This window comes from Variovorax sp. J31P207 (assembly GCF_030316965.1).
Taxonomy (GTDB): domain Bacteria; phylum Pseudomonadota; class Gammaproteobacteria; order Burkholderiales; family Burkholderiaceae_C; genus Variovorax; species Variovorax ginsengisoli_B.
This window is the reverse complement of record NZ_JASZYN010000007.1, coordinates 265,658-288,877: the sequence shown is the minus strand read 5'-3', so window position 1 is coordinate 288,877 and position 23,220 is coordinate 265,658. Positions and strand designations below refer to the sequence as shown.

Annotated in this window: 24 protein-coding genes and 1 tRNA gene; 14 read left to right on the top strand and 11 right to left on the bottom strand. The window is 67.6% G+C overall.

Features of this window, described 5'->3' with window-relative positions; all coding sequences use genetic code 11:
* Positions 1-41 precede the first annotated feature (41 nt).
* Entirely contained in the window at positions 42-959 is a 918-nt protein-coding gene (locus tag QTI68_RS24430) for a YicC/YloC family endoribonuclease (protein ID WP_286525264.1), read from the bottom strand.
* Positions 960-1,050: 91 nt separating this feature from the next.
* On the opposite strand from QTI68_RS24430, the gene QTI68_RS24425 reads away from it, so the two are divergent.
* The 8 genes from QTI68_RS24425 to QTI68_RS24390 all read left to right on the top strand — a co-directional run bounded on the left by QTI68_RS24425 (position 1,051) and on the right by QTI68_RS24390 (position 8,877).
* Positions 1,051-2,058 (top strand): serine/threonine protein kinase, encoded by a 1,008-nt coding sequence (locus tag QTI68_RS24425; RefSeq protein ID WP_286525262.1) that lies wholly within the window; start codon positions 1,051-1,053, stop codon positions 2,056-2,058.
* Complete coding sequence (locus QTI68_RS24420; RefSeq protein WP_286525260.1) at positions 2,055-2,960, top strand: PP2C family protein-serine/threonine phosphatase; 906 nt, start codon at positions 2,055-2,057, stop codon at positions 2,958-2,960. Before QTI68_RS24425 ends, QTI68_RS24420 begins: the two co-directional genes overlap by 4 nt.
* A 38-nt stretch (positions 2,961-2,998) precedes the next feature.
* Positions 2,999-3,727: a ribonuclease PH gene (gene rph, locus QTI68_RS24415; RefSeq protein WP_286525258.1), complete on the top strand. Its 729-nt coding sequence runs from the start codon at positions 2,999-3,001 to the stop codon at positions 3,725-3,727.
* A gap of 31 nt (positions 3,728-3,758) precedes the next feature.
* On the top strand, positions 3,759-4,364 hold the full coding sequence (gene rdgB / locus QTI68_RS24410; protein ID WP_286525256.1) for an RdgB/HAM1 family non-canonical purine NTP pyrophosphatase: 606 nt from the start codon (positions 3,759-3,761) through the stop codon (positions 4,362-4,364).
* Positions 4,361-5,620 carry a radical SAM family heme chaperone HemW gene (gene hemW, locus QTI68_RS24405; protein WP_503011732.1) on the top strand — a complete coding sequence of 420 codons (1,260 nt, stop codon included), beginning with the start codon at positions 4,361-4,363 and terminating at the stop codon, positions 5,618-5,620. Before rdgB ends, hemW begins: the two co-directional genes overlap by 4 nt.
* A gap of 20 nt (positions 5,621-5,640) precedes the next feature.
* The gene (locus QTI68_RS24400; protein ID WP_286525255.1) at positions 5,641-6,315 is read left to right on the top strand and encodes a TetR/AcrR family transcriptional regulator; all 675 of its coding nucleotides are present in this window, start codon (positions 5,641-5,643) and stop codon (positions 6,313-6,315) included.
* A 39-nt stretch (positions 6,316-6,354) separates the two neighbouring features.
* Positions 6,355-6,439: transfer RNA gene (locus QTI68_RS24395), tRNA-Ser, on the top strand.
* A gap of 470 nt (positions 6,440-6,909) precedes the next feature.
* Positions 6,910-8,877, top strand: coding sequence for an acyltransferase family protein (locus QTI68_RS24390; protein ID WP_286525254.1), 1,968 nt, complete (start codon positions 6,910-6,912; stop codon positions 8,875-8,877).
* 251 nt (positions 8,878-9,128) lie between these two features.
* Here the strand turns inward: QTI68_RS24390 and QTI68_RS24385 are convergent, their stop codons facing one another.
* Together QTI68_RS24385 and QTI68_RS24380 are read right to left on the bottom strand one after the other, a co-directional pair.
* Positions 9,129-9,602: a glycine zipper 2TM domain-containing protein gene (locus tag QTI68_RS24385; RefSeq protein ID WP_286525253.1), complete on the bottom strand. Its 474-nt coding sequence runs from the start codon at positions 9,600-9,602 to the stop codon at positions 9,129-9,131.
* A 337-nt stretch (positions 9,603-9,939) separates the two neighbouring features.
* On the bottom strand, positions 9,940-10,437 hold the full coding sequence (locus tag QTI68_RS24380; protein WP_286525251.1) for a GNAT family N-acetyltransferase: 498 nt from the start codon (positions 10,435-10,437) through the stop codon (positions 9,940-9,942).
* 283 nt (positions 10,438-10,720) lie between these two features.
* Here QTI68_RS24380 and QTI68_RS24375 point away from each other — a divergent pair, with 283 nt between their 5' ends.
* On the top strand, positions 10,721-10,867 hold the full coding sequence (locus QTI68_RS24375; RefSeq protein ID WP_286525250.1) for a hypothetical protein: 147 nt from the start codon (positions 10,721-10,723) through the stop codon (positions 10,865-10,867).
* Positions 10,868-10,883: 16 nt separating this feature from the next.
* Here the strand turns inward: QTI68_RS24375 and QTI68_RS24370 are convergent, their stop codons facing one another.
* From QTI68_RS24370 to QTI68_RS24340, 7 genes are read right to left on the bottom strand one after another with little or no spacing between them, the layout of a single operon-like run.
* A complete protein-coding gene (locus QTI68_RS24370; RefSeq protein ID WP_353506441.1) occupies positions 10,884-11,846 on the bottom strand; it encodes a PDR/VanB family oxidoreductase in 963 nt (320 codons plus the stop codon).
* 2 nt (positions 11,847-11,848) lie between these two features.
* Entirely contained in the window at positions 11,849-12,577 is a 729-nt protein-coding gene (locus QTI68_RS24365) for an ABC transporter ATP-binding protein (RefSeq protein WP_286525249.1), read from the bottom strand.
* Positions 12,564-13,325, bottom strand: a complete 762-nt coding sequence (locus QTI68_RS24360; protein WP_286525248.1) for an ABC transporter ATP-binding protein — start codon at positions 13,323-13,325, stop codon at positions 12,564-12,566. The genes QTI68_RS24365 and QTI68_RS24360 overlap by 14 nt, the downstream gene beginning before the upstream one ends.
* On the bottom strand, positions 13,322-14,359 hold the full coding sequence (locus tag QTI68_RS24355; RefSeq protein WP_286525246.1) for a branched-chain amino acid ABC transporter permease: 1,038 nt from the start codon (positions 14,357-14,359) through the stop codon (positions 13,322-13,324). The genes QTI68_RS24360 and QTI68_RS24355 overlap by 4 nt, the downstream gene beginning before the upstream one ends.
* Positions 14,356-15,225 (bottom strand): branched-chain amino acid ABC transporter permease, encoded by an 870-nt coding sequence (locus tag QTI68_RS24350; protein WP_286525245.1) that lies wholly within the window; start codon positions 15,223-15,225, stop codon positions 14,356-14,358. The genes QTI68_RS24355 and QTI68_RS24350 overlap by 4 nt, the downstream gene beginning before the upstream one ends.
* Positions 15,226-15,241: 16 nt before the next feature.
* Positions 15,242-16,426: an ABC transporter substrate-binding protein gene (locus tag QTI68_RS24345; RefSeq protein ID WP_286525243.1), complete on the bottom strand. Its 1,185-nt coding sequence runs from the start codon at positions 16,424-16,426 to the stop codon at positions 15,242-15,244.
* Positions 16,427-16,454: 28 nt separating this feature from the next.
* Entirely contained in the window at positions 16,455-17,684 is a 1,230-nt protein-coding gene (locus QTI68_RS24340) for a Rieske 2Fe-2S domain-containing protein (RefSeq protein WP_286525242.1), read from the bottom strand.
* Positions 17,685-17,802: 118 nt separating this feature from the next.
* Here QTI68_RS24340 and QTI68_RS24335 point away from each other — a divergent pair, with 118 nt between their 5' ends.
* Entirely contained in the window at positions 17,803-18,423 is a 621-nt protein-coding gene (locus QTI68_RS24335; protein WP_286525241.1) for a MarR family winged helix-turn-helix transcriptional regulator, read from the top strand.
* 30 nt (positions 18,424-18,453) lie between these two features.
* Here QTI68_RS24335 and QTI68_RS24330 read toward each other — a convergent pair whose 3' ends face one another.
* A complete protein-coding gene (locus tag QTI68_RS24330) occupies positions 18,454-19,617 on the bottom strand; it encodes a citrate/2-methylcitrate synthase (RefSeq protein WP_286525239.1) in 1,164 nt (387 codons plus the stop codon).
* Between the two features lie 83 nt (positions 19,618-19,700).
* Here QTI68_RS24330 and QTI68_RS24325 point away from each other — a divergent pair, with 83 nt between their 5' ends.
* From QTI68_RS24325 to QTI68_RS24310, 4 genes are read left to right on the top strand one after another with little or no spacing between them, the layout of a single operon-like run.
* Positions 19,701-20,654, top strand: coding sequence for a 2-hydroxyacid dehydrogenase (locus QTI68_RS24325; RefSeq protein ID WP_286525237.1), 954 nt, complete (start codon positions 19,701-19,703; stop codon positions 20,652-20,654).
* Between the two features lie 5 nt (positions 20,655-20,659).
* The gene (locus QTI68_RS24320; protein WP_286525236.1) at positions 20,660-21,382 is read left to right on the top strand and encodes a fumarylacetoacetate hydrolase family protein; all 723 of its coding nucleotides are present in this window, start codon (positions 20,660-20,662) and stop codon (positions 21,380-21,382) included.
* Between the two features lie 5 nt (positions 21,383-21,387).
* Positions 21,388-22,143 (top strand): SDR family oxidoreductase, encoded by a 756-nt coding sequence (locus tag QTI68_RS24315; RefSeq protein WP_286525576.1) that lies wholly within the window; start codon positions 21,388-21,390, stop codon positions 22,141-22,143.
* A gap of 36 nt (positions 22,144-22,179) precedes the next feature.
* A complete protein-coding gene (locus QTI68_RS24310; RefSeq protein WP_286525234.1) occupies positions 22,180-23,157 on the top strand; it encodes a Bug family tripartite tricarboxylate transporter substrate binding protein in 978 nt (325 codons plus the stop codon).
* Positions 23,158-23,220: the final 63 nt, after the last annotated feature.

The window sequence follows — 23,220 nt, the reverse complement described above, 5'->3', positions numbered from 1 at the left end:
CGTCTCAGACGTTGGACGCCGGGCGTTTGTGACGCCCGCCCTCACTCGATGTTCTGCACCTGCTCCCGCATCTGCTCCACCAGCACCTTCATGTCGACCCCGATCCGGGTCATCTCCAGCGTGGCCGACTTCGAGCCCAGGGTGTTGGCCTCGCGGTGCAGCTCCTGGATCAGGAAATCGAGCCGTTTGCCGATCTCGCCGCCTTTTTTCACTAGCCGCTCGATCTCGTCCAGGTGCGAATCCAGCCGGGTCAGCTCTTCGGCGACGTCGATGCGGATCGCGAAAGCGGTGGCTTCCGACAGGGCCCGGTCCTGCGCCGCCTCGGGCGCGGTGGCGCCGGCGCCCAGCCCCATCGCCTCTTGCCAGCGTTCGAGGAAGCGGGTGCGCTGCTGCTCGACCAGCTTCGGCACCAGCGGCAGGGCCTGGGCTGCCAGCTTGCGCAGCTGGCCCAGGTGGTCCAGCAGCATCTTGGCCAGCCGGGCGCCTTCGCGTTCGCGCGCCGCCAGCAGGGCCTTCAGGGTCTTTTCGGTCAGTTCGGTGAGGTCCGGCCCCAGGTCGCCGCGCGGCGCCGAATCGCCGGCCGCCAGCCGCAGCACGTCGGCCACGCTCAGGTCGCGGGCGCTCGGCAGCCAGGACTTGATGTTGTCCTGGACCCCGTTCAGACGCTGCAGCAGCTTGGTCGACGGATCGGCGACGCCGGCGCTGGCGGTGTTCTCGAAGGCCACCCGCAACTCGACCTTGCCGCGCTTGAGCTGGCCCGTGAGCAGCTCGCGCAGCGCCGGTTCGTGCTGGCGCAGCTCCTCGGGAAGCTTGAAGGTGAGGTCGAGGAATCGGCTGTTGACCGAGCGGATCTCGACCCCGAGGCGGCCCGTGGGCTGGGGCCTGGCTTCGGCGTCGGAGTGGCTGCCTGTGGGGCCGTTCTGGCCGCTGGCATAGCCGGTCATGCTGTAAACTGGCATCGCGCCTCGCTGTGGTTTGTTTGCGTTTCACCGAGGCCTCGGCACTGCGTTCGCTTGCCGCACCATCGCCTTCGGGCGAAACTCCCGGATTATGTCAAAGGTCAAACCTTCGCCCCTGCTTCCCGACACGATGATCGGAGGCTACCGCGTCGTGCGGCGGCTGTCCGCCGGTGGCTTCGGCGTCGTCTACCTGGCTGTCGACACCAGCGGCCAGCAGGTCGCCATCAAGGAATACCTGCCCTCGTCCCTGGCCACCCGCGGCACCGGCGAGCTGGCACCCCAGGTGCCGCCCGAGAAGCTCTCGCTCTACCGTCTGGGCCTCAAGAGCTTCTTCGAGGAAGGCCGCTCGCTGGCCCAGATCTCGCACGCCTCGGTGGTCAGCGTGCTCAATTTCTTCCGCGAGAACGAGACCGTCTACATGGTCATGAACTACCTGGAGGGCGCCACCCTGCAGGATTTCATCGTCACCGCGCGCGACCTCAAGAAGCAGAAAGTATTCAGGGAATCGACGATCCGCTCGCTCTTCGACGAGATTCTGCGCGGCTTGCGCATCGTTCACCAGCACAAGATGCTGCACCTGGACATCAAGCCGGCCAACATCTTCGTCACCGACGACGACCGCGCCGTGATGATCGACTTCGGCGCCGCCCGCGAGGTGCTGTCCAAAGAGGGCAACTTCATCCGCCCGATGTACACCCCCGGCTTCGCCGCCCCCGAGATGTACCGGCGCGATTCGTCGATGGGCCCCTGGACCGACATCTACGCCATCGGCGCCTGCATCTACGCCTGCATGCAGGGCTATCCGCCCAACGACGCCCCCCAGCGCATCGAGAAAGACCGTCTCGGCCTGTCGCTCTCGCGCCTGCGCGGCATCTATTCCGACAACCTGATCGAGGTGGTCGAATGGTGCATGTCGCTCGACCCGCTGTCGCGTCCGCAGTCGGTGTTCGCGCTGCAGAAGGAGCTCAGCCGCGAAGGCGAGCGCCGCTACACCAAGCTCACGGTCGGCGAGAAGGTCAGGCTTTCCATCGACAACATGCGCTCCTTCGAAAAGAAGGGGCTGCCCAAGGCCGCAGCGCCCACCACACGCCCCGCATGAAATTCTCGGTATTCCAGGTCAGCCGCAAGGGTGGCCGCCTCAAGAACGAAGACCGCATGGGCTACTGCTACACGCGGGAGTCCGGATTGTTCGTGCTGGCCGACGGCATGGGCGGGCACCCCGAAGGCGAGGTGGCGGCCCAGCTCGCGCTGCAGACCATCGCGGCGCTCTACCAGCGCGAGGCGCGGCCGGTCGTCAAGGACGTCAAGGCCTTCCTGACCGCCTCGGTGATGGCCGCGCACCAGCAGATCATGCGTTATGCCGGCAACAAGGGCATGCTCGACACGCCCCGCACCACCGTTGTCGCGGCCGTCATCCAGGACAACTCCGCCAGCTGGATCCACTGCGGCGATTCGCGGCTCTACGTGATCCGCGACGGTGAGCTGCTGACCCGCACCCGCGACCATTCGCATGCCGAGCGCCCGCGCGCCAATGCTGGCCCCGAGGCCGTCAACCGCAACCTGCTGCTGACCTGCCTGGGCTCGCCGACCACGCCGCTGTTCGACGTCTCGGCGCCGCTGCAGCTGCAGCGCGGCGACCGGATCATGCTGTGCTCGGATGGCGTCTGGGGCGTGCTCGACGACAGCGTCATCGTCCACATCCTCTCGTCCGGCAAGCCGGTGTCCGACTCGGCGCCCGACCTGGCCGAGATGGCGCTGCGCAATGGCGGCGCCCACAGCGACAATGTCACCTTGATCGCCCTCGAATGGGAAACCCCCGACGCGCCGGGCCAGAAGCGCGGCGTGTCGACCGACAGCATCAGCGACGGCGTTTTCGCCTCCACCATCCAGGCCGGCATGCCTTCCGACAGCGAGCTCGACGACCTCGACGACGACGCCATCGAGCGTTCCATCGCCGAGATCAACGAGGCGATCAAGCGCTCGGCGGCTCGCAAGACCTAGTCTCCGTCTTTCATTTCCCCCTTTTCCCCATTTCCACGATGACAGTTTTCGTTCGAAGCGCCGGCCGTGCCGCCGACCAGTTGCGCCCGGTGCGCATCACCCGCGGCTACACCATCCACGCCGAGGGCTCGGTGCTGATCGAGTTCGGCCAGACCCGCGTGCTGTGCACCGCCTCGGTCGAAGAGAAGGTGCCGCCGCACAAGCGCGGCAGCGGCGAGGGCTGGGTCACGGCCGAATACGGCATGCTGCCCCGCGCCACCCACACCCGCAGCGACCGCGAAGCCGCCCGCGGCAAGCAGAGCGGCCGCACGCAGGAGATCCAGCGTCTCATCGGCCGCTCGATGCGCGCCGTGTTCAACCTGGCCGCTCTCGGCGAGCGCACCATCCACCTCGACTGCGACGTGCTGCAGGCCGACGGCGGCACCCGCACCGCGGCCATCACGGGCGCCTTCGTGGCCGCGCAGGACGCGGTCGACAAGCTGCTGGCCGCCGGCAAGATCCAGGCGACGCCGATCCTCGGCCACGTGGCGGCGATCTCGGTCGGCATCGTGCAGGGCACGCCGCTGCTCGACCTCGAATACACCGAGGACTCGGCCTGCGACACCGACATGAACGTCGTCATGACCGGTGCCGGCCACTTCGTCGAAGTGCAGGGCACGGCCGAAGGCGCGGCTTTCACGCGCGACGAGATGAACGCGCTGCTGGCCCTGGCCGAGAAGGGCATCGGCGAGCTGACCGTGCTGCAGACGCAGGCCCTGGCCGCTTGAGGATCGACCCCGCGCAGAAGCGCCCTGTGACATGAAACTGGTACTGGCATCCAACAACGCCGGCAAGCTCGCGGAGCTGCAGGCGCTGTTCGCGCCGCTCGGCGTCGAGCTGGTGCGGCAATCCGAACTCGGCGTCGGCGAGGCCGAAGAGCCCTTCCGCACCTTCGTCGAGAACGCGCTGGCCAAGGCCCGCCATGCCGCGGCGATTACCGGCCTGCCGGCGATCGCCGACGATGCCGGCCTGTGCGTCGACGCCTTCGGCGGCCTGCCGGGCGTCGACACCGCCTACTACGCGACGCAGTTCGGCTACGAGAAGGGCGACGCCAACAACGTGCGCGCCCTGCTCGAGCAGATGGCCACGGTCGACAACCGCCGCGCCGCGCTGGTCAGCACCCTGGTGGCGCTGCGCAGCGCCGACGACCCCGAGCCGCTGATCGCGGTCGGCCGTGCGCCCGGCGAGATCACGCGGGAGCGCATCGGCGACAACGGCTTCGGCTTCGACCCCGTGATGTTCCTGCCGCAGTTCGGCAAGACCTTCGCCCAGCTGCCGACCGACGTGAAAAACGCCAACAGCCATCGGGGCCAGGCCGCCCGGGCGATGCTGGCCCTGATGCGCGAACGCTGGCTGTCGCCGTGAGCATCGTCATCCCGATCGCTGCCGGCGCCGAAGAGGCGGCCGCGGGCGCGGCTGGCGCCAACGATGTGCTGCACCTGATGCGGCCCGGCCCGCTGCAGCTGGCGGCGCTGCCGCCGCTGTCGCTCTACGTGCACCTGCCGTGGTGCCTGCGCAAGTGCCCCTACTGCGACTTCAACTCGCACGAATGGCGCGGCGGCGGCAGCAGCGACGCGCTTCCCGAGCAGCGCTACATCGATGCCCTGGTGGCCGACCTCGACGCCGCGCTGCCGCTGGTGTGGGGGCGCACCGTGCACACCATCTTCATCGGCGGCGGCACGCCCAGCCTGTTCTCGCCGGCCGCCATCGACCGCCTGATCGGCGACCTGCGCGCGCGCCTCAAGCTGGCGCCCGACTGCGAGATCTCGCTCGAGGCCAATCCCGGCACCTTCGAGCGCGACCGCTTCCGCGCCTACCGCGCGGCCGGTGTCACGCGACTGTCGGTCGGCGTGCAGAGCTTCAATGACGAGCACCTGAAGGCGCTCGGCCGGGTGCACGATCGGGCCCAGGCCATTGCGGCGGTCGAAGAGGCGGCCGCCGCCTTCGACACCTTCAACCTCGACCTGATGTACGCGCTGCCGGGCCAGACCCTCGAAGGCCTCGACGCCGACCTGAGCCAGGCGCTGGCGCTGGCGCCGCCGCACCTGTCGGTGTATCACCTGACCATCGAGCCCAACACCTACTTCGCCAAGTTCCCGCCCACGATTCCCGAGGACGATGCGGCATACGAGATGCTCGACCGCATCACGGAACGCACCGCCGTCAACGGCCTCCAGCGATACGAGATATCGGCCTACGCCCGCACGGGCCATGCCTGTGCACACAATTTGAATTACTGGCAGTTCGGCGACTACCTCGGAATCGGTGCCGGCGCCCACAGCAAGTTGAGCTTTGCGCACCGGGTGGTGCGGCAGGTGCGGTTCCGGGAACCGCGCCTGTACATGGACAACGCGATCGCCGGCCGGGCGGTGGCGCAGAGCGAGGAGGTCGGGATCGCCGCGTTGCCTTTTGAATACATGCTCAATGCCCTGAGACTCAAGGATGGGTTTAGGCTTGCGGAATTCGGCGAGCGCACCGGCCTGGCCATCACCAGCATCCAGCGCGGCCTGGAGGAGGCCGAGCGCAAGGGATTGATCGAACGGGACTTAGCCCGTGTCTGGCCGACGACGCGCGGCTTCGACTTTTTGAGCGACCTGCAGTCCATCTTCCTGCCGGACTGAAGGGAATGACGACAAGCGCCATGGAACACAACGAAGACAGCATCGAACACACCGAGGCAGCGACCAAGCGCCGCTCGCGGGGCCGCCCGAGTCCCGAGCAGGCGGCTGCGCTGCGGGAGTCCTTCCTGGCGGCGGCGCTCGAGTCCTTCCTCGACAAGGGTTATTCGGCCACCAGCATCGAGGCCATCGCACGCGAAGCGGGCGTGGCGAAGATCACCATCTACCGCCAGTTCGACAACAAGGAAGCCTTGTTCCGCGAAGTGGCGCACCGGGCCGTGAGCAATGCCCGCGAGACCATGCAGAACACGCTGGTGCACCGCGGCAGCGACGAGCGCCAGACGCTGATCGACCTGGTCGAGCGCATGTACCTGAGCGCGAGCGAGCCCAAGACGCTGGCGCTGATGCGCCTGGTGATCGCCGAGGCGGTGCGCTTTCCGGAGCTGGCGAAGTCGCTCTACGCCGAGAACAGCTACGTGCTGGCGCCGGTGGTCGACTACCTGGCCGAGGCCCACCGCGCCGGCAAGCTGCGCGTGCCGTCGCCCGAACTGGCCGCCGTGCAACTGTCGACGCTGGCCTTCGGCGGCGTGCGGTTCTTCATCTCGAAACCGTTGGCCGGGCCCGACGAGCGGCGGGTCTGGGCAGAGGATATCGTCGACCTGGTGCTGCGCGGCTGGGCACCGGCCGCGAACGACTAAAATCCCGACCCTGCCGCCGTGCAACGCGACGGCAGCCCAGGAGAGTTGGGTGAGTGGTTTAAACCAGCAGTCTTGAAAACTGCCGACGGGCAACCGTCCGTGAGTTCGAATCTCACACTCTCCGCCGGAAGGGCAACCAGCGCCGTCCTCTTTCATCCAAAATTTTCACTTCGCACAGAGGGAAAACCTCTCAGCCACCGTCCAGACGCGTCCGCGCGCTCCTCGCGGTGCCTGCCGGGGCCGTGCGGGCGATCGCGCGATCAACGGCCTCAGCCGATTCGCCCGTTTCGCAAACCATGAGGCGTACATCAATCGTCGGCAAGGGCAACCCTTTATGAGCTTCTCTTGGGAGCGGTCAGGGGCCGATAGGGAGGGGGAGGTCTGGGGGCGGACCGCCGACCAAAGATGCGATACTTGGCCTCGGAGGCCGTACAGCACCGGATTGCCGATGCGACACGGGGGAATTTCCTCGTCCTACGGGAGTGAGCATGGGCAAACTTCCGGGACTTTACGGGGCAGCGCGGGAAAGACCAATTTTTGTCCGTCAAGGTTTGCCGCTCATGCTGTTGAAATAACTCTGAACGTACAACGATCTTGAGTGACTCCACTGCTGCGGCCCACTACAGGCCTGAAATAGACGCACTGCGGGCTTTAGCGGTGGTTGCGGTCATCGTCAATCACTTCAACAAAGACATCCTTCCCAGCGGGTATCTGGGTGTGGACATGTTCTTCGTCATCTCCGGGTTCGTCATCACGTCGTCGCTGGCGGGAAGATCGAGCCAGAACTTCGGTGACTTCCTCGCGGGGTTCTATGTCAGACGGATCAAACGCATCATCCCTCCGCTTGTACTGTTCGTCGTCCTGACGGGCGCTCTTCTATGCCTTTTCAATCCAGGTCCTGGCGAATCCATGCGGACCGGCGTCAGCGCTCTCTTTGGCGTGTCCAATCTCTACCTGCTGAAAGGGAGTACTGATTACTTTGCGGTGGCAGCCGAGATAAACGTGTTCACGCACACGTGGTCCCTGGGAGTGGAAGAGCAGTTCTATCTCTTGTTTCCGCTGTTGCTTTGGTGGGCAGGTGTCGGCCGGGTGACCGCCAGTAGGCCTGTGAGGTTGATGTGGGTCACCGGGGCGCTCTCCCTCGTTTCATTGGCTTCCTTCATCTACCTCTACCAGGTGAGCCAGCCCACTGCCTACTTCTCGATGCCGACCCGCTTCTGGGAACTGGCGGTCGGGAGCATGCTCTTCGTGAGCATGAAGGAATTTGGGCCGCACTTCCGCCTTCTCCAGACCGTACCGGCGTATCTTCTCGCCATTTCCTTGCTAGCTGTTCTGTTCACCCCCTTTCAGTTCGCAGTACCGGCAACCGTCGCTGTCGTCATGCTGACTGCATTGTTGATCGCACGTCTCGGCTTGCCGAATGATGCTCTCGGGATCTTCACTCAAAAGTGGGTTGTCAATATTGGGTTGATCTCCTATTCGCTCTACCTTTGGCACTGGGCGGTGCTGTCCCTCAGCCGATGGACCATTGGAATCCACTGGTGGACGGTGCCCTTCCAGGTCGCAGCCATGCTGCTCCTGGCTATTGCATCCTACAGATATGTCGAAACACCCCTGCGCCGTTCCGAGTGGTCCCCTCTACGCTGGAGGTCCATCACCTATGGAGTGAGCGCCACGGTCTGCGCCGCGGGGATCATGACTGGGATCTTTCTCGTCCGAGGCTGGCTCTATACGGGTGAGAATTACATGGGAGCCTCGCTGCAACAGGAAAACCTGATTGAGGGCACTTCCGTCGATCAGACGAACTGCATGCTCGCACCAGGCAATAGTTTCACAGAAAGCAATTTTGAAGCCTGCCACCTGACGGCGCGAGACGGTAAGCCGACGATCTTTTTCGTGGGGAGCAGCCATGCGATGCATCTGGCCGGGCTCGGGCAGGAGTTGCACGAAAGGGGATTCGGAGTGGTGTTCATGACGACGCAAGGGCACAACTTCTATCCCGAGGGGGGCGCGGACCCCGAGACCTTTGAATTCAAGTCTACCCAGGATAGAGCGATCTTCTCCATCCTTGAGAGTCATGCCGTTCCGGGCAGTGTTGTAGTCATCGGGAACAGGTATTTCCAGGATGGGTATGAGAAGGAATTCGTTGGTTCCTACTTCGAAGGCCTAAGCGCGCTCGCACGCAGGTTCGAACGAAAGGGAGTCACGGTCGTTCATATCCTTCCCCTACCTGAATTCCAGTTTCACGACATCAATCAGTGCGCCCATCAGTGGTTCAACGCGGGGATGAGACGCGCTGGGATTTGCCTGCCGAAGGACCCGCTGACTCGCCTTCGTCAGTCCAAGGATGTTGAGGCGCGGAGTCCTCGCTCCGAAAATTTCCTTCAATACGACCCGGTGAAGGTGCTGTGCCCTTCTGGAATGGCGGAATGTTACCCAGTTAATCCCACAAGCAAACTGCCTACGTTCCGGAACGGCGATCATCTCTCAAACTACGGAGCGTCCTTGCTCGTCGATGATTTCATCGAGTTCATCGGTCGTCATGGACTCCTACCGCCCTGAGTGATATCGCCTCGCGCTTCGGTGCTCGCTATCCTGCGAATCGAATCTGCCATTGGCGACCTGACTTGCGTCCGCGATCGGCAACCCCTGGCGCCAGCAATTCGGAGCGCGACACCAGGATGCCGGGCACCATCGGCGCCCAGAAGCTCAGTCCGCGAAAGAAGGGTTGTCCGACCGGCCCGTCCCTTGTCCAACAAGGATGCGTCTTGATCCACCCTGAAGAGATCGTTCGGGTGAAGATCATCGAGCCGCTACTTCGTCTTGCCCCCCGCCGGCTGCAGCACATCCCCCTTCAGCGTTACCGCCTGCCCGACTGGCGGCGCAGTGGTGCTCTTGACCGTGCGCATCGAGCCGTCCTGCATCCGCACGCTGACCTCGTAGGCCGGGTTCGTGTTTTTCTTCTTCTCGACCTTGTTGCCCGCGAAGGCGCCGGCACCGGCACCGGCGACGGTGGCGAGGGTCCGGCCCCTGCCGCTGCCGACTTGGTGGCCGACCACGCCGCCCACCACGCCGCCGGCCACGGCACCGACGCCAGAGGTCGGCTTCGTGCTTTCGAGCTTGCGCACGGATTCGACCTTGCCGCAAACGGAACAGGGCTTGGACGACGCAGCGGCAGGCGCCTGTTCCGCCCCCCAGGCCGGTTGCGCGGCCAGCATGGCGGCGAGCACGCAGATCGCTGGCACGCCGGCCGCAGCGTTCGGCCGTCTGGATGAAGTCGATGCCATGGCGGTCTCCCTTCAATCCCCCGATGCGAAGGCACCGGGCGCACTTGGAAGCATCGCCGATGCGCGGCGCCTGTCAATACGGAGTTGGTCCAGCGGGACGTGAGGAATCTATTGGAACCAGCGAAGACCGGCCCAGAATCTGTCGCCAAGGCGAGCCGCGCCCACGCCGCAGGCGACGACTGCGATGGTTACGAGCACGCACACGGCGAAGATGTCCAGGGGCCATAGCCGGACGCACAGGCCCAAGCCGACGACCAGGCCAAGCAGCGCGCCGCAGCAGAACCGCACTCTGTTCTCGAATGCGTCGGGCTGTCTGCCTGCGAGCACGGGGCCTGATTCAGTCTTCATGCGCGATGGCCGGGAGTTCATACCGCGCAAACGAAGTGGCGGCGATCTGAACAACGCTGTGCAGCGTGAAGCCGAAGCCTTCATAGAGGTTTCGCAGCCCCTGGCGGTCCGCGACGCAGTCCAGGCGAAGGTGCGCACGTCCAAGCTGTCGAGCGCGCGATCTGGCATAGGAGAGCAACTCGGTCGAAACCCCCTGCTTCGCCCACGCCCGGCGTACGGCGAGCTTGTGGACGAAGGCCGAGCTGCCCGGCAGAACCTCGGGCCAAAAGTGAGCGTCCTCCAACTCGAACTTCATGACGCCGGCCAGTTGCTCGCCATCGCGGGCCACGTGGAAGAGCCCGGCGCCCGTGTCTCGCAGAACGCGTTCATGGCTGGTCTCGGCTGTCGACCACAGCGCCCTGCCGCCGCTGGCGAGCCATTGCGCCGCCTCTTGCAGAACGGAGGCGATCATCGGCGCATCGGAGAGGCGCGCTTGCTGGATTTTCATGGCTGGCGATGAGGGTGAACGAGTGCCGTGGCGATGGTCCGGTGCTGGCCGGACTGTGCCATAGCGACGAAGACCGTCATCTGTTTCGGGGACGACAACCACAGGGCAACGGCGTACCTTGCGTCCAACGCGAAGGCTGCGCAGGGCGAAGGTTCGACAACTGGCGCTTCGCGTGCAGGAGCGTGTCATGTGCCCTCGAGTATTTCGTCCCCTGGTGATCGCATGCCTGGTCATTGCGAGTTCCGCGTGTCAGCCGCAGCGGCCGGGCATCCAGTCGAAGAACATGGGAAACGTCCTTGCGGGATACGTGGAGCCGGCAGGAGCGGGCCCGGCTGGAGCGCGCCCCGCCAGCTACCTCGGCGACATCTTCTCGGGAGAGGAAGCGGCGCTGGCGTCCAAGCCGCCGGAGATTGAATCGCCCACCTTCTGAGGCCCGCATGGGCATTTCAAATGTCCAGCACCAGCTCCCCCGACCTCGACCCCGAGCAGCAGATCATCATCGTCTGCCCCGCCGCCTTTTCTTCATCCGACAGCACCAGGTCGCGATGATCGGGCGTCCCCGAAATGACCCGCGTCTCGCAGAGGCCGCAGACGCCCTGCTGGCAGGACGAGGCCACCGCCACGCCGCAGCTGCGAAGGCTGTCGAGGATGGTTTGCCCCGGCGCGATCTCGATCACCCGGCCGCTCTTCGCCAGGCGGACCGCAAAGCCGCCCTCGGTGGCCGGCGCCTCCTTGGCGCCGAAATGTTCGAGGTGGACGCGCTCCGGCTCGATCGCCCGCGTCGCGGCTTCGAAGCCCTCGATCATCGGCTGCGGACCGCAGCAATAGAAGTGCGCGCCGGGCGGCGCCTGGCCGACGATCGACGCCAGGTCCAGGCGCGCGCCATCGCTCGCGTCGCTGAAGCTCAGGTGCACGCGGTCGGCCAGGGCGTTCTGCGACAGCTCCTCCAGCAGCGGCGCGTGCGAACGGCTGCGGGCGCGGTAGTGCAGCGTCCACGGCCGCTGCAGCGCCTGCAGTCGCTGCGCCATGCTCCACAGCGGCGTGATGCCGATGCCGCCGGCGATCAGCACGCTGTGGGGCGCCTGCTCCACCAGCCCGAAGTGATTGCGCGGGCCCGCGATGTCGATCAGCAAGCCCGCGCGGGCGCTGTCGTGCATCCAGGCGGAGCCGCCGCGGCTCGATGCCTCGCGCTTGACGCCGATGACATAGCGATGGCGCTCGACCGGATCGTTGAGCAGCGAATAACTGCGGTTGAGCCCGCCGGGCAGCTGCACGTCGACATGGGCGCCGGCCGTGAAGGGCGGCAGGGGACGGCCATCGGGTGCCCGCAGATCGAACAGCAGCACGTCCTCGCAAGCGTAGCTGACGGAGCGGATCCTGGCTTGCAGGGTGGCATCTTGAGTCATCATCTTCAGACCTTCTCGAGGCCGATGGCACTGTTCAGCAGCGCCGGATCGGCACGAAGCGCCTCGGTGCTGCCGCTGAACACCGGCAGGCCGCGTTCGAGCACCACCACCTCGTCGGCGAAATCCAGCACCACGTCGACATGCTGTTCGACCAGCAGGCAGCCGAGCCCGGTCTGGGTGGCCAACCGGTCGATGGCCTGCATCAGCTCGTCGCGAACCTTGGGTGCGAGGCCTTCGAGCGGCTCGTCGAGCAGGAGCACCCTGGGCTCCGCGACCAGCGCGCGGGCGACCGCCAGCATCTGCTGCTCGCCGCCCGAGAGCTGGTTGCCGCCATTGCCGCGGCGCTCGAACAGGCGCGGAAACAAGCCATAGGCCTTCTCGAGTGCCGGCCGGACCGCACGCCCGTGCATGGCAGCCACGAGGTTCTCCTCGACGGTCAGCGAGGCGAAGATGTCGCGCCCTTGCGGCACATAGCCCAGCCCGAGCCGGGCCCGCTCGAACGTGGGCATGGCGCCGACCGGGCGACCGCCCAGCCGCACCGCGCCGCGCTGCAGTTGGGCCAGGCCCATGGCCGTGGCCAGCGTGGTGGTCTTGCCGGCGCCGTTGCGGCCGATCAGGCCGACCCGCTGCCCCTGCCGCACGGAGAAAGACAGGCCTTGCACGACTGGCGCGCCGTTGTAGCCCGCGGTGACGTCGTCGAACACCAGTTCGAAGGATCGCTCAGTGGCTGGCATGCGTGGTTCTCCCGAAATAGATCTGCTTGACCTGGTCGTTGGCGGCGATCGCCGCCGGCGCGCCTTCGACCAGCAAGGCGCCCGCCGCCAGCACCACGATGTGGCGCGCGAACCGGAAGACCAGGTCCATGTCGTGCTCGATCAGCAGGATCGCGAGGTCGGCGGGCAGCTGCTCGATCGCATCGAAGATCCGGCCGCTCTCGCTCTGGGGCACGCCCGCGGCCGGCTCGTCGAGCAGCAGCACGCGCGGCCTCATCGCCAGCGCCAGCGCGATCTCGACCAGCCGTTGCTCGCCCAGCGCCAGGGTGCCGACGATGCGCCGGGCGATCCGCTCGAGCCCCAGCGCGCCGAGCGCAGCATGGGTGTCGTCCAGCACGCTCTGCGCCTGCGCGCCGCGTTGGAAGACACGGGCCGCCAGGCCGCGGCGATGCAGCACCGCGGTGCGGACGTTGTCCAGCACGGTCATCTCGCGGAACAGGCGGCTGATCTGGAAGGTGCGAACCAGCCCGGCGCGCACGCGGGTGTCCTGCGACAGCCGCGTCACCGGCACGCCATCCAGGAAGACGGCGCCGGACTGCGGGCGCAAGGCACCGCTCAGCAGGTTGACCAGGGTGGTCTTGCCGGCGCCGTTGGGGCCGATCAGCGCGGTGCGCGCGCCGGGCGCGAGCGACAGCGAGACGTCATCGGTCACCTTCAGGCCGCCGAAGGCCATGCGCAGGCCCTGCGCCTGCAGCCGGGGCGCGCTCATGGCGTGCTCCCGCCGTTGCCGCGCCGACGCCACCAGGCCGTGATGCCGGCGCGGAGCATGTCGACCAGCTGGATCAGGCCGCCGGGCAGCGCCACCATCGTGGCGACCAGCAGCACGCCCAGCACCAGCAGCCAATGGTGCGGGCTCAGTCCGGAGGCGACGTGCTGGATCACCATGTAGGCGATGGTCCCCATGATCGCGCCGGCCAGCCGCGAGGTGCCGCCGAGCACGACCATGATCAGGACGCCGGCGGACAGCTGGAAGTCGAGCATGCTGAGACTGGCCACCTTGGTGGTCTGCGCCGTCAACGCGCCAGCCAGGCCCGCCACCAGCCCGCCGATCGCGTATACGGCGAGCAGGTGCGGGTAGACCCGCCCGCCCAGCGCTTCGACGCGGCCTGCATCGAGGCGGATCGCGCGTGCGGTCAGGCCGAATGGCGAGGCCACGAGTTTTCGCAGGCCGAGGAACGCCACCACCAGCACGGCCAGGGTGTAGAGGTAGCCGGTGCGGCCGGCGAAGTCGAACTCGAACCGGCCGAGCAGGGGCGCCACGCTGAAGCCGGTCAGCCCGTCGTCGCCGCCCGTGATGTCGCGCGCCCAGTTGGCGAACTCGAGCAGGATCTGCGAGGTGGCGATCGTGAGCATCACCAGCGTCAGGCCCTTCGAGCGCAGCAGCACGGCGCCGCTCGCCAGCGCCACGGCCGCGCCCGCGAGCCCGCCGACCGCCAGGCCGAGCAGCGGTTCCGCCGAGACGTGCATCGCGAACAGCCCGGCCGCGTAGGCCCCCGCGCCGTAGAGCGCCGCGTGGCCGATCGATGCGATGCCGGCCTGGCCCAGCACCAGGTTGAGCGACAGCGCGAACAGTGCCATCGCGCAGATGTTGGTGAGCAGCCCGAGGTCGCTCGGAAACAGCCCGTAGGCGGCCAGGCCGAGGGCGGCCAGGCCGCATTCGGGCAGCAGTGGCCAGGGCCTGCGCGCCGCGGCCGGCGAGGCGGCGCGCGGGAGCGCGTCGAGGGTGGCGGCGGGGGGCGTCATGCGTGCCTCCCGAACAGCCCGTTCGGGCGCACCAGCAGGACCAGGAACATGGTCGCGAAGAACGCGATCGAGGAGAGTTGGGGAACCAGGTATTTCATGGTCGTGTCCACCATCCCCAGCAGCAGGGCGGCCAGGAACGAACCGAACAAGGTGCCGTGGCCGCCGACGGCGACCACCGCGAGAAAGGTCACGAGGTACTTCGATGCATAGGCCGGCTCCATCGGCAGCAGCTCGGCCCCGGCGATGCCGCCCAGCGCCGCCAGGCCCGCGCCGGCCGCGAAGGTGAAGGCATAGATGCGCGCGGTGTCGATGCCGACCGTCTGGGCGATCGGCGCGTTGTCCACCGCCGCCCGCACCTTGATGCCGAAGGAAGATCGTTCGACCGAGAACCAGAGCGCGGCCAGCACGCCCAGGCCGAGTGCGGTCACGACCAGGCGATGCACCGGCACCGAGCGGTGCCCGATGTCGACGCTGCCGGCGAGCGAGTCCGGCAGCTTGAGCGTCGTCAGGGCCGAGCCGAAGAGCAGGTCGGCCAGCGCGATCAGCACGAACATGATGCCGATCGTCACCAGCATCTGGTCGAGTTCGGGGCGGCGGTAGAAGCGCCGGATCAGCAGCCGTTCGATCGGCACCGCCGCCAGCGCGACCGCCGCCACCGCGACCACGATCGCCGCGTAGGGCGGCAGCCCGAAGCGCGCCGGCAGCGTGGCCGCGATGAAGCCCCCGAACATCGCGAAGGCCCCGTGGGCCAGGTTGGTCACCCGCATCAGCCCCATCGTCATCGACAGCCCGATGGTGATCATGAAGAGGATCATCGCGTAGGCAATCCCGTCGAGCAGGATGCTTCCCAGCAGCGTGGTCGTCACGTCAGGCCCCGGCGTGTCACTTCGCGGCCCGCAATTCGGGCGAGCGTCCGTGGTCGGGCTGCATGTCGAAGGTGAGGACCTCGCGATTCACCAGCTTGCCGGCCGCGTCCTTTTCCACCACCCGCACGTAGACGTTCTGCACCAGTTCGCGTGACACCGGGTCGATCTTGACCGGCCCGCGCGGGCTCTCCCATTGCCAGCCCTTGACGGCCGCCAGTGCCTTGGCGCCGTCGGGCCGCCCGTCGGTGGCCTCGATCATCTTGTAGATGACCGTCATGCCGTCGTAGGCGCCCACCGCGGTCGCGTTGATGATGGTCGAGGGCGAGATCTCGGCCGCCGTCTTGATGAACTGCTGGTTCTTGGCCGAGGGATGGACGGGCGAGTAGTGCAGCGCGGTCTCCAGGCCGAGCGCGGCGTCGCCGATGCCGGGCAGGTCGACCTCGCTGGTCTCGCCGGTGCCGATGAAGCGGATGCCGGCCTGCTTCAGGCCCGCTTCCGAGTACGCCTTGATGATGGCGTAGGTCGGCGGGCCGCCCGGGCCGAAGACGAAGATCGCATCGGGCTTGACCGTCTTGACCTTCTGCATGAAGGGCCCGAAGTCGGTCGTCTTCAGCGGCACCCGGATCTTCTCGACCACCTGGCCGCCGCCGGCCGCGAAGGTCCTGACGAAGGCGGTCTCGGCATCGAGGCCCGGACCGTAGTCGCTGACCAGCGTCACGACCGTCTTGACCTTCTTGTCCAGTGCGTACTTCGCCGCCGGCACCGTCACCTGCGGCAGGGTGTAGGAGGTCCGCAGCAGGAAGTCCGACTTGTCCAGGATCGACGAGGTGGCGGCATTGAAGATCACGCTCGGCACCTTGGCCTCTTGCGCAATGGCGGCGACGGCCAGCGCGTCGGGCGTGAAGAGCAGGCCGCCGAGGTACTGCACCTTGTCCTTGACGACGAGTTCCTGCGCCAGCGCCTTGGCCTGCGCCGGGTTGATGTCCGCCAGGTCCTTCCAGATCACCTCGACCTGGTGGCCGCCCGCGCTGGTGCCGTTGATCTTCTGGAAGGCCTTCACGGTGGTCTCCCACATCTTGCCGCTGACCGAGTAGGGCCCGGACAGCGGCGCGATGATGCCGACCTTGACGGTATCGGCCCGGGCGGCGGTGGCCAGGGCGACGGAAAGGGCAATGGCGCCCGCGAGCAGGTTGCGGATCATGGGGTTGTCTCCTCGGGTGGGGTGGCGGTCAGGCGGGCGTGGCTTCGCGAACGCCGGCCTCGGCGTAGAAGTTGCCCGAGCGGATCTTCACGAGCGCTTCGGATTCGTCGAAGTGCACGCCCAGCGGATCGCCGCCGGCGGCGACGATGGCGATCTGCTTCTTCATCATCCGGCGCAGCATGCCGACGCCGCGATCGCTGGTGGCCAGGTGCTCGTCCGAGTGCAGGTTGACCGGGCCCTGGCCGCCCTGGGCCTCGTAGTCGCCGGGGAAGTCCTGCTTCTCCTTTTCGGAGAGCTCCAGCCACGACTTGCCGTTGTGCATCTTGAACGGCTCGAAGCTGCCGCCCTTGCTCGTCCGCACCGCGAAGAAGCCGCGGAAGTGGGTCTCGTCGACCGCCACGTGCCAGCCGATCCAGCGTCCGCGGCCGGCCGACAGGTCGACCTCGGGAATCGCCGAGATGTTGGGCAGCAGCGCCGAGTTGACGCGGTCCATCGAGCGGCCGTCGGCGAAGTTGCGATAGGCGTGGTAGATCACGCCCGACTCGACCGGCTCGAACTCCACGCGCGGCATCACCTTGAAGCCTTCGGCGAACTGGATGCCGCTGAAGGTCGCATGCAGCACGTGCACGTGGTACGGGTCGACGACGTTTTCCCAGTTCTGCAGCCAGTGGTAGGGAATGTGGGGGTCTTCGACGCGGTCGGCGAAGCCGGCGAAGCCGTCGCCCACCACCTCGATGAACTCTCCGTCCTCGAGGTCTTCGAGGATGTCGTAGCGCGGCAGCACCGGCTTCTTCTCGGGCGGGCCCATGTAGGCAAAGACCAGGCCGTAGCGCTCTTCCACCGGATACCACGGCTGGCGGGCCGATTCGCGATGCTGGCCGCCGTCCGGCTCGCAGGGCTGGTTGAGGCAGTGGCCTTCGACGCTGAACAGCCAGCCGTGGTAGCAGCAGCGGATGCCTTCTTCTTCCACCTTGCCGAAATAGAGCGAGGTGCCGCGGTGCATGCAGCGCGGGTACAGCAGGCCCGCGCGGCCGGCCTTGTCGCGGAACAGCACGAGCTCCTCGCCCAGCACGCGGACCAGCTGCGGCCGGTCGGTCACCTCGCTCGACAGGCCCACGGGCTGCCAGTAGCGGCGCAGGTACTCGCCCGCGGCAGTGCCGCGCGAGACGCCGACGAGCGTGTCGTCGGCATGGGCGGGGGGGTGGTTGTAGGCGCTTCCCTGGAGTTGGGAGATGTCGCGGATCGGGATCGTCTTCATCGTGGGTTCCTCGCAATCAGGGGGTGGTCGAACAATCTGATGTAGGAAGAATATCAAGTATCTTGAAAATCAAGATACTTAGTTACCCCTATACTTTTGCAAAGGTCACCGATCCGCCATGCCCTCCAACACACGCAAGAAAACACCCCTTCCAGCCCCCGTCCAGGCCCATCTCGACCTGCGGGAAACGTTGGGCGGCACCCTCACGGAGCGCTCGGAAGGCCTGCAGGCCGACCCCCTCTGGGGCAATTCGGATGTGCTCATCGGGCAGTGGAGAACGCAGTTCGCGCGCGACGAGGTCGATCCGCTGACCTTCGCGATCCGCATCCGGCGCATCGCCATGCTGCTGGACGAGGCGTCCGCGCACGAATGCGACAAGGCGGGCCTGACGCTCAACGAGATGCTGTTGCTGATGGCCTTGCGGCGGGTCGGCCCGCCCTATGCGCTGCGCCCGACCGACATCCTGAAGATGCACAGCGTGACGTCCGGCACCGCCACCTACCGGATCGACCAGCTCACCAAGCAGGACCTGGCGGAGCGGATTCCCGACCCGAGCGACCGGCGCGGCTACCTGATCCGCCTCACGCCGCGCGGCCTCGAGATCATCGACGGCATCCTGCAGCGGCTGATGGTCGAGCATCGCCGGCTGCTGGCGCCGATGTCGGACATTCCCGGCGCCTTCGAAGTCTTCGAGGAGTCCTTGCGCCTCTACGAGCGCTGCATCGGGCCGCGCGACTGACGGGCCGCGCGAACACGCTGATCCGCTGAACTACGCCCTGGCCTGCTGCGGAAGCTCGGGCACCGGGCCCACGTAGCGACCGCGCGGGCGGATCACCTGGGTCCCGCCCAGTTGCTCCAGGCTGTGGGCCAGCAGTCCGACGCTGCGCGCGGTGGCGAAGAGGCCGAAGGCCGCGTCGGCGGGCAGCCGATGGTGCGCGACCAGTGCCGCCAGGGCGACGTCGATGTTGGGCCGCAAGCCGGTCTCGCGCGTCACCTTCTCGATGAAGCGCGCGATCACCTTCGGCGGCTCGAACAAGGCCAGCAGGGCGGCGGCGCGCGGATCGCCGTCGGGATAGAGGTGGTGACCGAAGCCGGCCAACGGCATGCCGGTCGACAGGTAGTGCGCCAGCACCTGGTCCTCGCCCAGCCGCTCCACTTCGCTGAACAGCGCCTGGACGCGACCCGAGGCGTCGCCGTGCAAGGGGCCCGAGAGCGTGGTCAGCCCGGCCAGCAGGCAGGCCGGCAACGACGCGCCGGTCGACGCCGCGATGCGGGCGACGAAGGCCGAGCTGGTCAACTCGTGGTCGACCAGCAGCACCATGGCCGTGCGCAGCAGCTCGGCCACCCGCGGCGTCTGCTTCCAGCCCTGCGCGAAGCGCAGGTGCAGCGGCTGGCGCCCCGGCTGGGCGCCGAAAGCGTTGGCCAGCAGACCCACCAGGCCCTGGCCTTCGGTGTGCAGCACCCGCGTCAGGCGCCCGCGGATCGAGTGCCCGCTGGCCGCCAGGCCGGCCAGGGCGGTGAAGGCTGCCACCCGCCCGGGCTTGCCCGAGCGCATCGGCGTGGCGCACGAGAAGTCGGCGGGCTGCTCGGCGTCCCACAACAGTTGCGCCACGTCTTCCAGGTGGGCCGCCCGGGCCAGTTCCACCGCATCCTGGCCGCGGTAGTACGGGCGCTCGCGAAAGAACGCGCACAGCGCGGTCGGGATGCTGGGCTCCGAGCCGAACAGCGTGTTGGCGGCCAGGGTCTCGTGCTTGCGGCCGGCCTGCTTGCGCTTGGCCAGTGCGGCCACGTCCTCGGCGCGGTACAGGCTGCGGCGCGTATCGGCCGGGTCGGGCGCGACCTCAAGCTTGCCGCGGCTGACGTAGGCGTAGACGGTCTGGGGCCGCACGCCGAGGAGGCGACAGGCCTCGTCCATCGATATCCAGGAAGCCATGGTCGGAATGCAAAGGGTCTAAATATGTTGATTATATAAATCAATATTGACGCTTATATCAAGCATTAATTAGCATGACCGGCATGAACTCCCAGGTCCTGCAACTCAATCCGATCCTGATCCCCGCGATCAACGACAAGCTCGCATCGCGCTATACCGTCCACAAGCACTTCGAGGCCGCCGACGGCGAGGCCTGGCTGCGTGCCCATGGCGCTTCCGTCGACGCCGTGATCACCGGCGGCCACACGGGCATCTCGCGCGCCATGCTGGAACAGCTGCCCGGCCTGAAGGTGGTGGCGGTCAACGGTGTCGGCACCGACGCCGTCGACCTGGCGTACTGCCGCGCGCGCGGCCTGCCCGTCACGGCGACCCTGGGTGCGCTGACCGAGGACGTGGCCGACCTGGCCATCGGCCTGCTGATCGCCGCCTGCCGCAACCTGTGCGCCGGCGACCGCTTCGTGCGCGACGGCCAGTGGGAGCGCTTCCCCCAGCCGAGCGCCATCCCGCTGGCGCGCCGGTTCAGCGGCATGCGCGTGGGCATCGTCGGCATGGGCCGGGTGGGCCGCGCCGTCGCGGTGCGGGCCGCGGCCTTCGGCTGCCCGGTCAGCTACACCGATTTGCGGGCGATGGACGACGTCGCCCATCGCTTCGTGCCGAGCCTGGTGGATCTCGCGCGCGACGCCGACGCGCTGGTCCTGTGCGCGGCGGCGGACAAGGCCGAGGGCATCGTCGACGCGGCCGTGCTCGACGCCCTCGGCCCGCGCGGCTTCCTGGTCAATGTCGCCCGTGGCCGGCTGGTCAACGAGGCCGACCTGGCGGCGGCGCTGACCGCCGGCCGCATCGCCGGTGCGGGCCTGGACGTGTTCGTCGACGAACCCCGCGTCCCCCTGGCGCTGCGCCAGTCCGACCGCGTCACGCTCCAGGCCCACCGCGCCAGCGCCACCTGGGAGACCCGGACCGCCATGGCCGAGATGGTGCTCGACAGCATCGCCCAGGCCCTCGCGGGCGAGCGGCCGGCGATGAGCCTGACCACCTGATCCGCATGACGGCCTTCGTCTTTCCGGCACCCGCGCCGGTCACGCTGCCCGTGGCGGGCCAGCCGGCGGTGTTCCCCGTCGGCCGCGTGTTCTGCATCGGCCGCAACTACCGCTGGAGCCCCGACGAGCCGGCCAGGCCGGTGGAGATGCCCGCCTGGTTCATGAAGCCGGCCGGCGCGGTGGTGCAGGCGCAGGGCCTGCTGCCCTATCCCCCGGCCACCGGCGACTTCTGCCATGAGATCGAACTGGTGGTCGCCATCGGCCGCGGCGGCTTCGACATCGACCCGGCCGAGGTCGAGTCGCAGAACGTCTGGGGCTATGCCGCAGGCCTGGACCTCACGCGGCGCGACCTCCAGCAACAGGCCAAGCGCGCCGGCGGGCCCTGGGAGGCCGCCAAGGCCTTCGATCACTCGGCGCCCTGCACGCCGTTGGTGCCGACGGCCGTCTGCGGCCACCCGCGGCAAGGCGCCGTGTGGCTCGCGGTGAACGGCGTCGAACGCCAGCGCGCCGACCTGTCCGGCCTCTTGTGGCCGGTGCCCGAGCTGGTGGCAATGCTGTCGCGCTCGGTGACGCTCGCGCCCGGCGACCTGATCTACACCGGCACGCCCGCAGGCGTGGGCCCGCTGCAGCCGGGCGATGTCGTCAGCGGGGGCGTGGCGGACATCGGCCGCTTCTCCATGACCGTGGGCGACCGTGCCGGATTCAACCCACCCAGGAGTCTCCCTTGAACGCAATGACCCCCCCGAAGATCGCGCTGGTCACCGGCGCCGGCAGCGGCATCGGTCGCACCGTGGCGCTCGGCCTGCTCGACGACGGCTGGGCCGTCGTGCTGGCCGGCCGCCGCAGCGAGCCCTTGAATGCGCTGGCGGCCGAGGCCGAGGCGCGAGGCCAGGCCGCCATGGCCGTGCCCACCGACGTGACCGAGCCCGACAGCGTGCAGGCACTGTTCGACGCCATCGAACGCCGCTTCGGCCGGCTCGACCTGCTGTTCAACAACGCCGGCGTCAACGCCCCGGCGGTGCCGATGGACGAACTGCCGCTGGACAAATGGTTCAGCGTGCTGAACACCAACGTGACCGGCGTGTTCCTGTGCGCGCGCGCGGCCTTCGGCCTGATGCGCCGCCAGCAGCCGCAGGGTGGGCGCATCATCAACAACGGCTCGGTGTCGGCGCACACGCCGCGCCCCTTCACCGCGCCGTACACCGCCAGCAAGCACGCGGTGTCGGGCCTGACCAAGGCACTGGCGCTGGACGGCCGTGCATTCGGCATCGTCGCCAGCCAGATCGACATCGGCAATGCGCTGACCGAACTGTCGGAGCGCATGACGCGCGGCGTGCTGCAGGCCAACGGCACGGTCGCGCCCGAACCCATGATGGACGCGAAGCACGTGGCCGATGCGGTGCGCCACATCGCCGCGCTGCCGCTCGGCGCCAACGTGCTGAACATGACCGTCATGGCCAGTGCCATGCCCTACGTCGGGCGCGGCTGAAGACCGGTTTCGATCCAACCCAAGAAGGAGACACACATGCCACGCACATCATCCCTGTTCAAGATCCTCGCCGTTTCGGCGACCCTGGCCGCGCTGCCGATCCTGGCATCGGCCCAGGCCTACCCGACCCATGCCATCCGGGTCATCGTGCCCGCTCCGCCGGGCGGCGCCATCGACACGATCGCGCGCGTGGTGGGCGACAAGATGGCGGCGTCGATGGGCCAGCCGGTGGTCATCGACAACCGGCCCGGCGCCTCCAACAACCTCGGCACCGAGGTGCTCGCCAAGGCGGCCCCCGACGGCTACACGATCGGCATCGTGGGCGGCAGCCACAACATCAACAAGTTCCTGTTCAAGAACCTGGGCTGGGACCCGGAGAAGAGCTTCGAGCCCATCGTCTACACCCACGTGGTGCCGCTGGTGTTCGCCATCTACCCGAAGATCCCCGCCAGGACGCTGCCCGAGTTCGTGGCCTGGATGAAGGCCAATCCGGAGCAGGCCAAGGTCGCCACCTCCGGCCGCGGCAGTGCCCAGGAAATGGCGGCCGAGATGTTCCGCATGGCGACCGGCGTGGACATGCTGCTGGTCCCGTACAAGGGATCTTCCGCTGCGCAGCCGGACCTGCTGGGCGGCCGCACCGCGCTCTACATCGACACCATCAGCGCCATCCAGACGCAGGTGAAGGCCGGCAACGCCCGGGCGGTGGCGGTGTCGACCCGCAAGCGCGCAGCGACGCTGCCGGACGTGCCGACCGCGGAAGAGCAGGGGCTCAAGGGCTACGACGCCAACACCAACGGCGGCTTCCTGGCGCCGGCCGGCACGCCCAAGGCGATCGTCGACAAGCTCAACGCCGAGATCAATGCCGCGCTCAAGCTGCCCGACGTGCGCGCCAAGCTGGAGGCCGCCGGCATCGAGATCCAGGGCGGCACGCCGCAGGAGTACGCCGCGCTGATCCAGTCCGACCTCGCCAAATGGAGCAAGGTGGTCAAGGCGGCGGGCATCCAGCCGGAGTGAGTCCGCGGGGGCATGAGGCTCCCCGCTGCATACGCCGTCCGCCAGATTGTGCCGAGGGCTTGC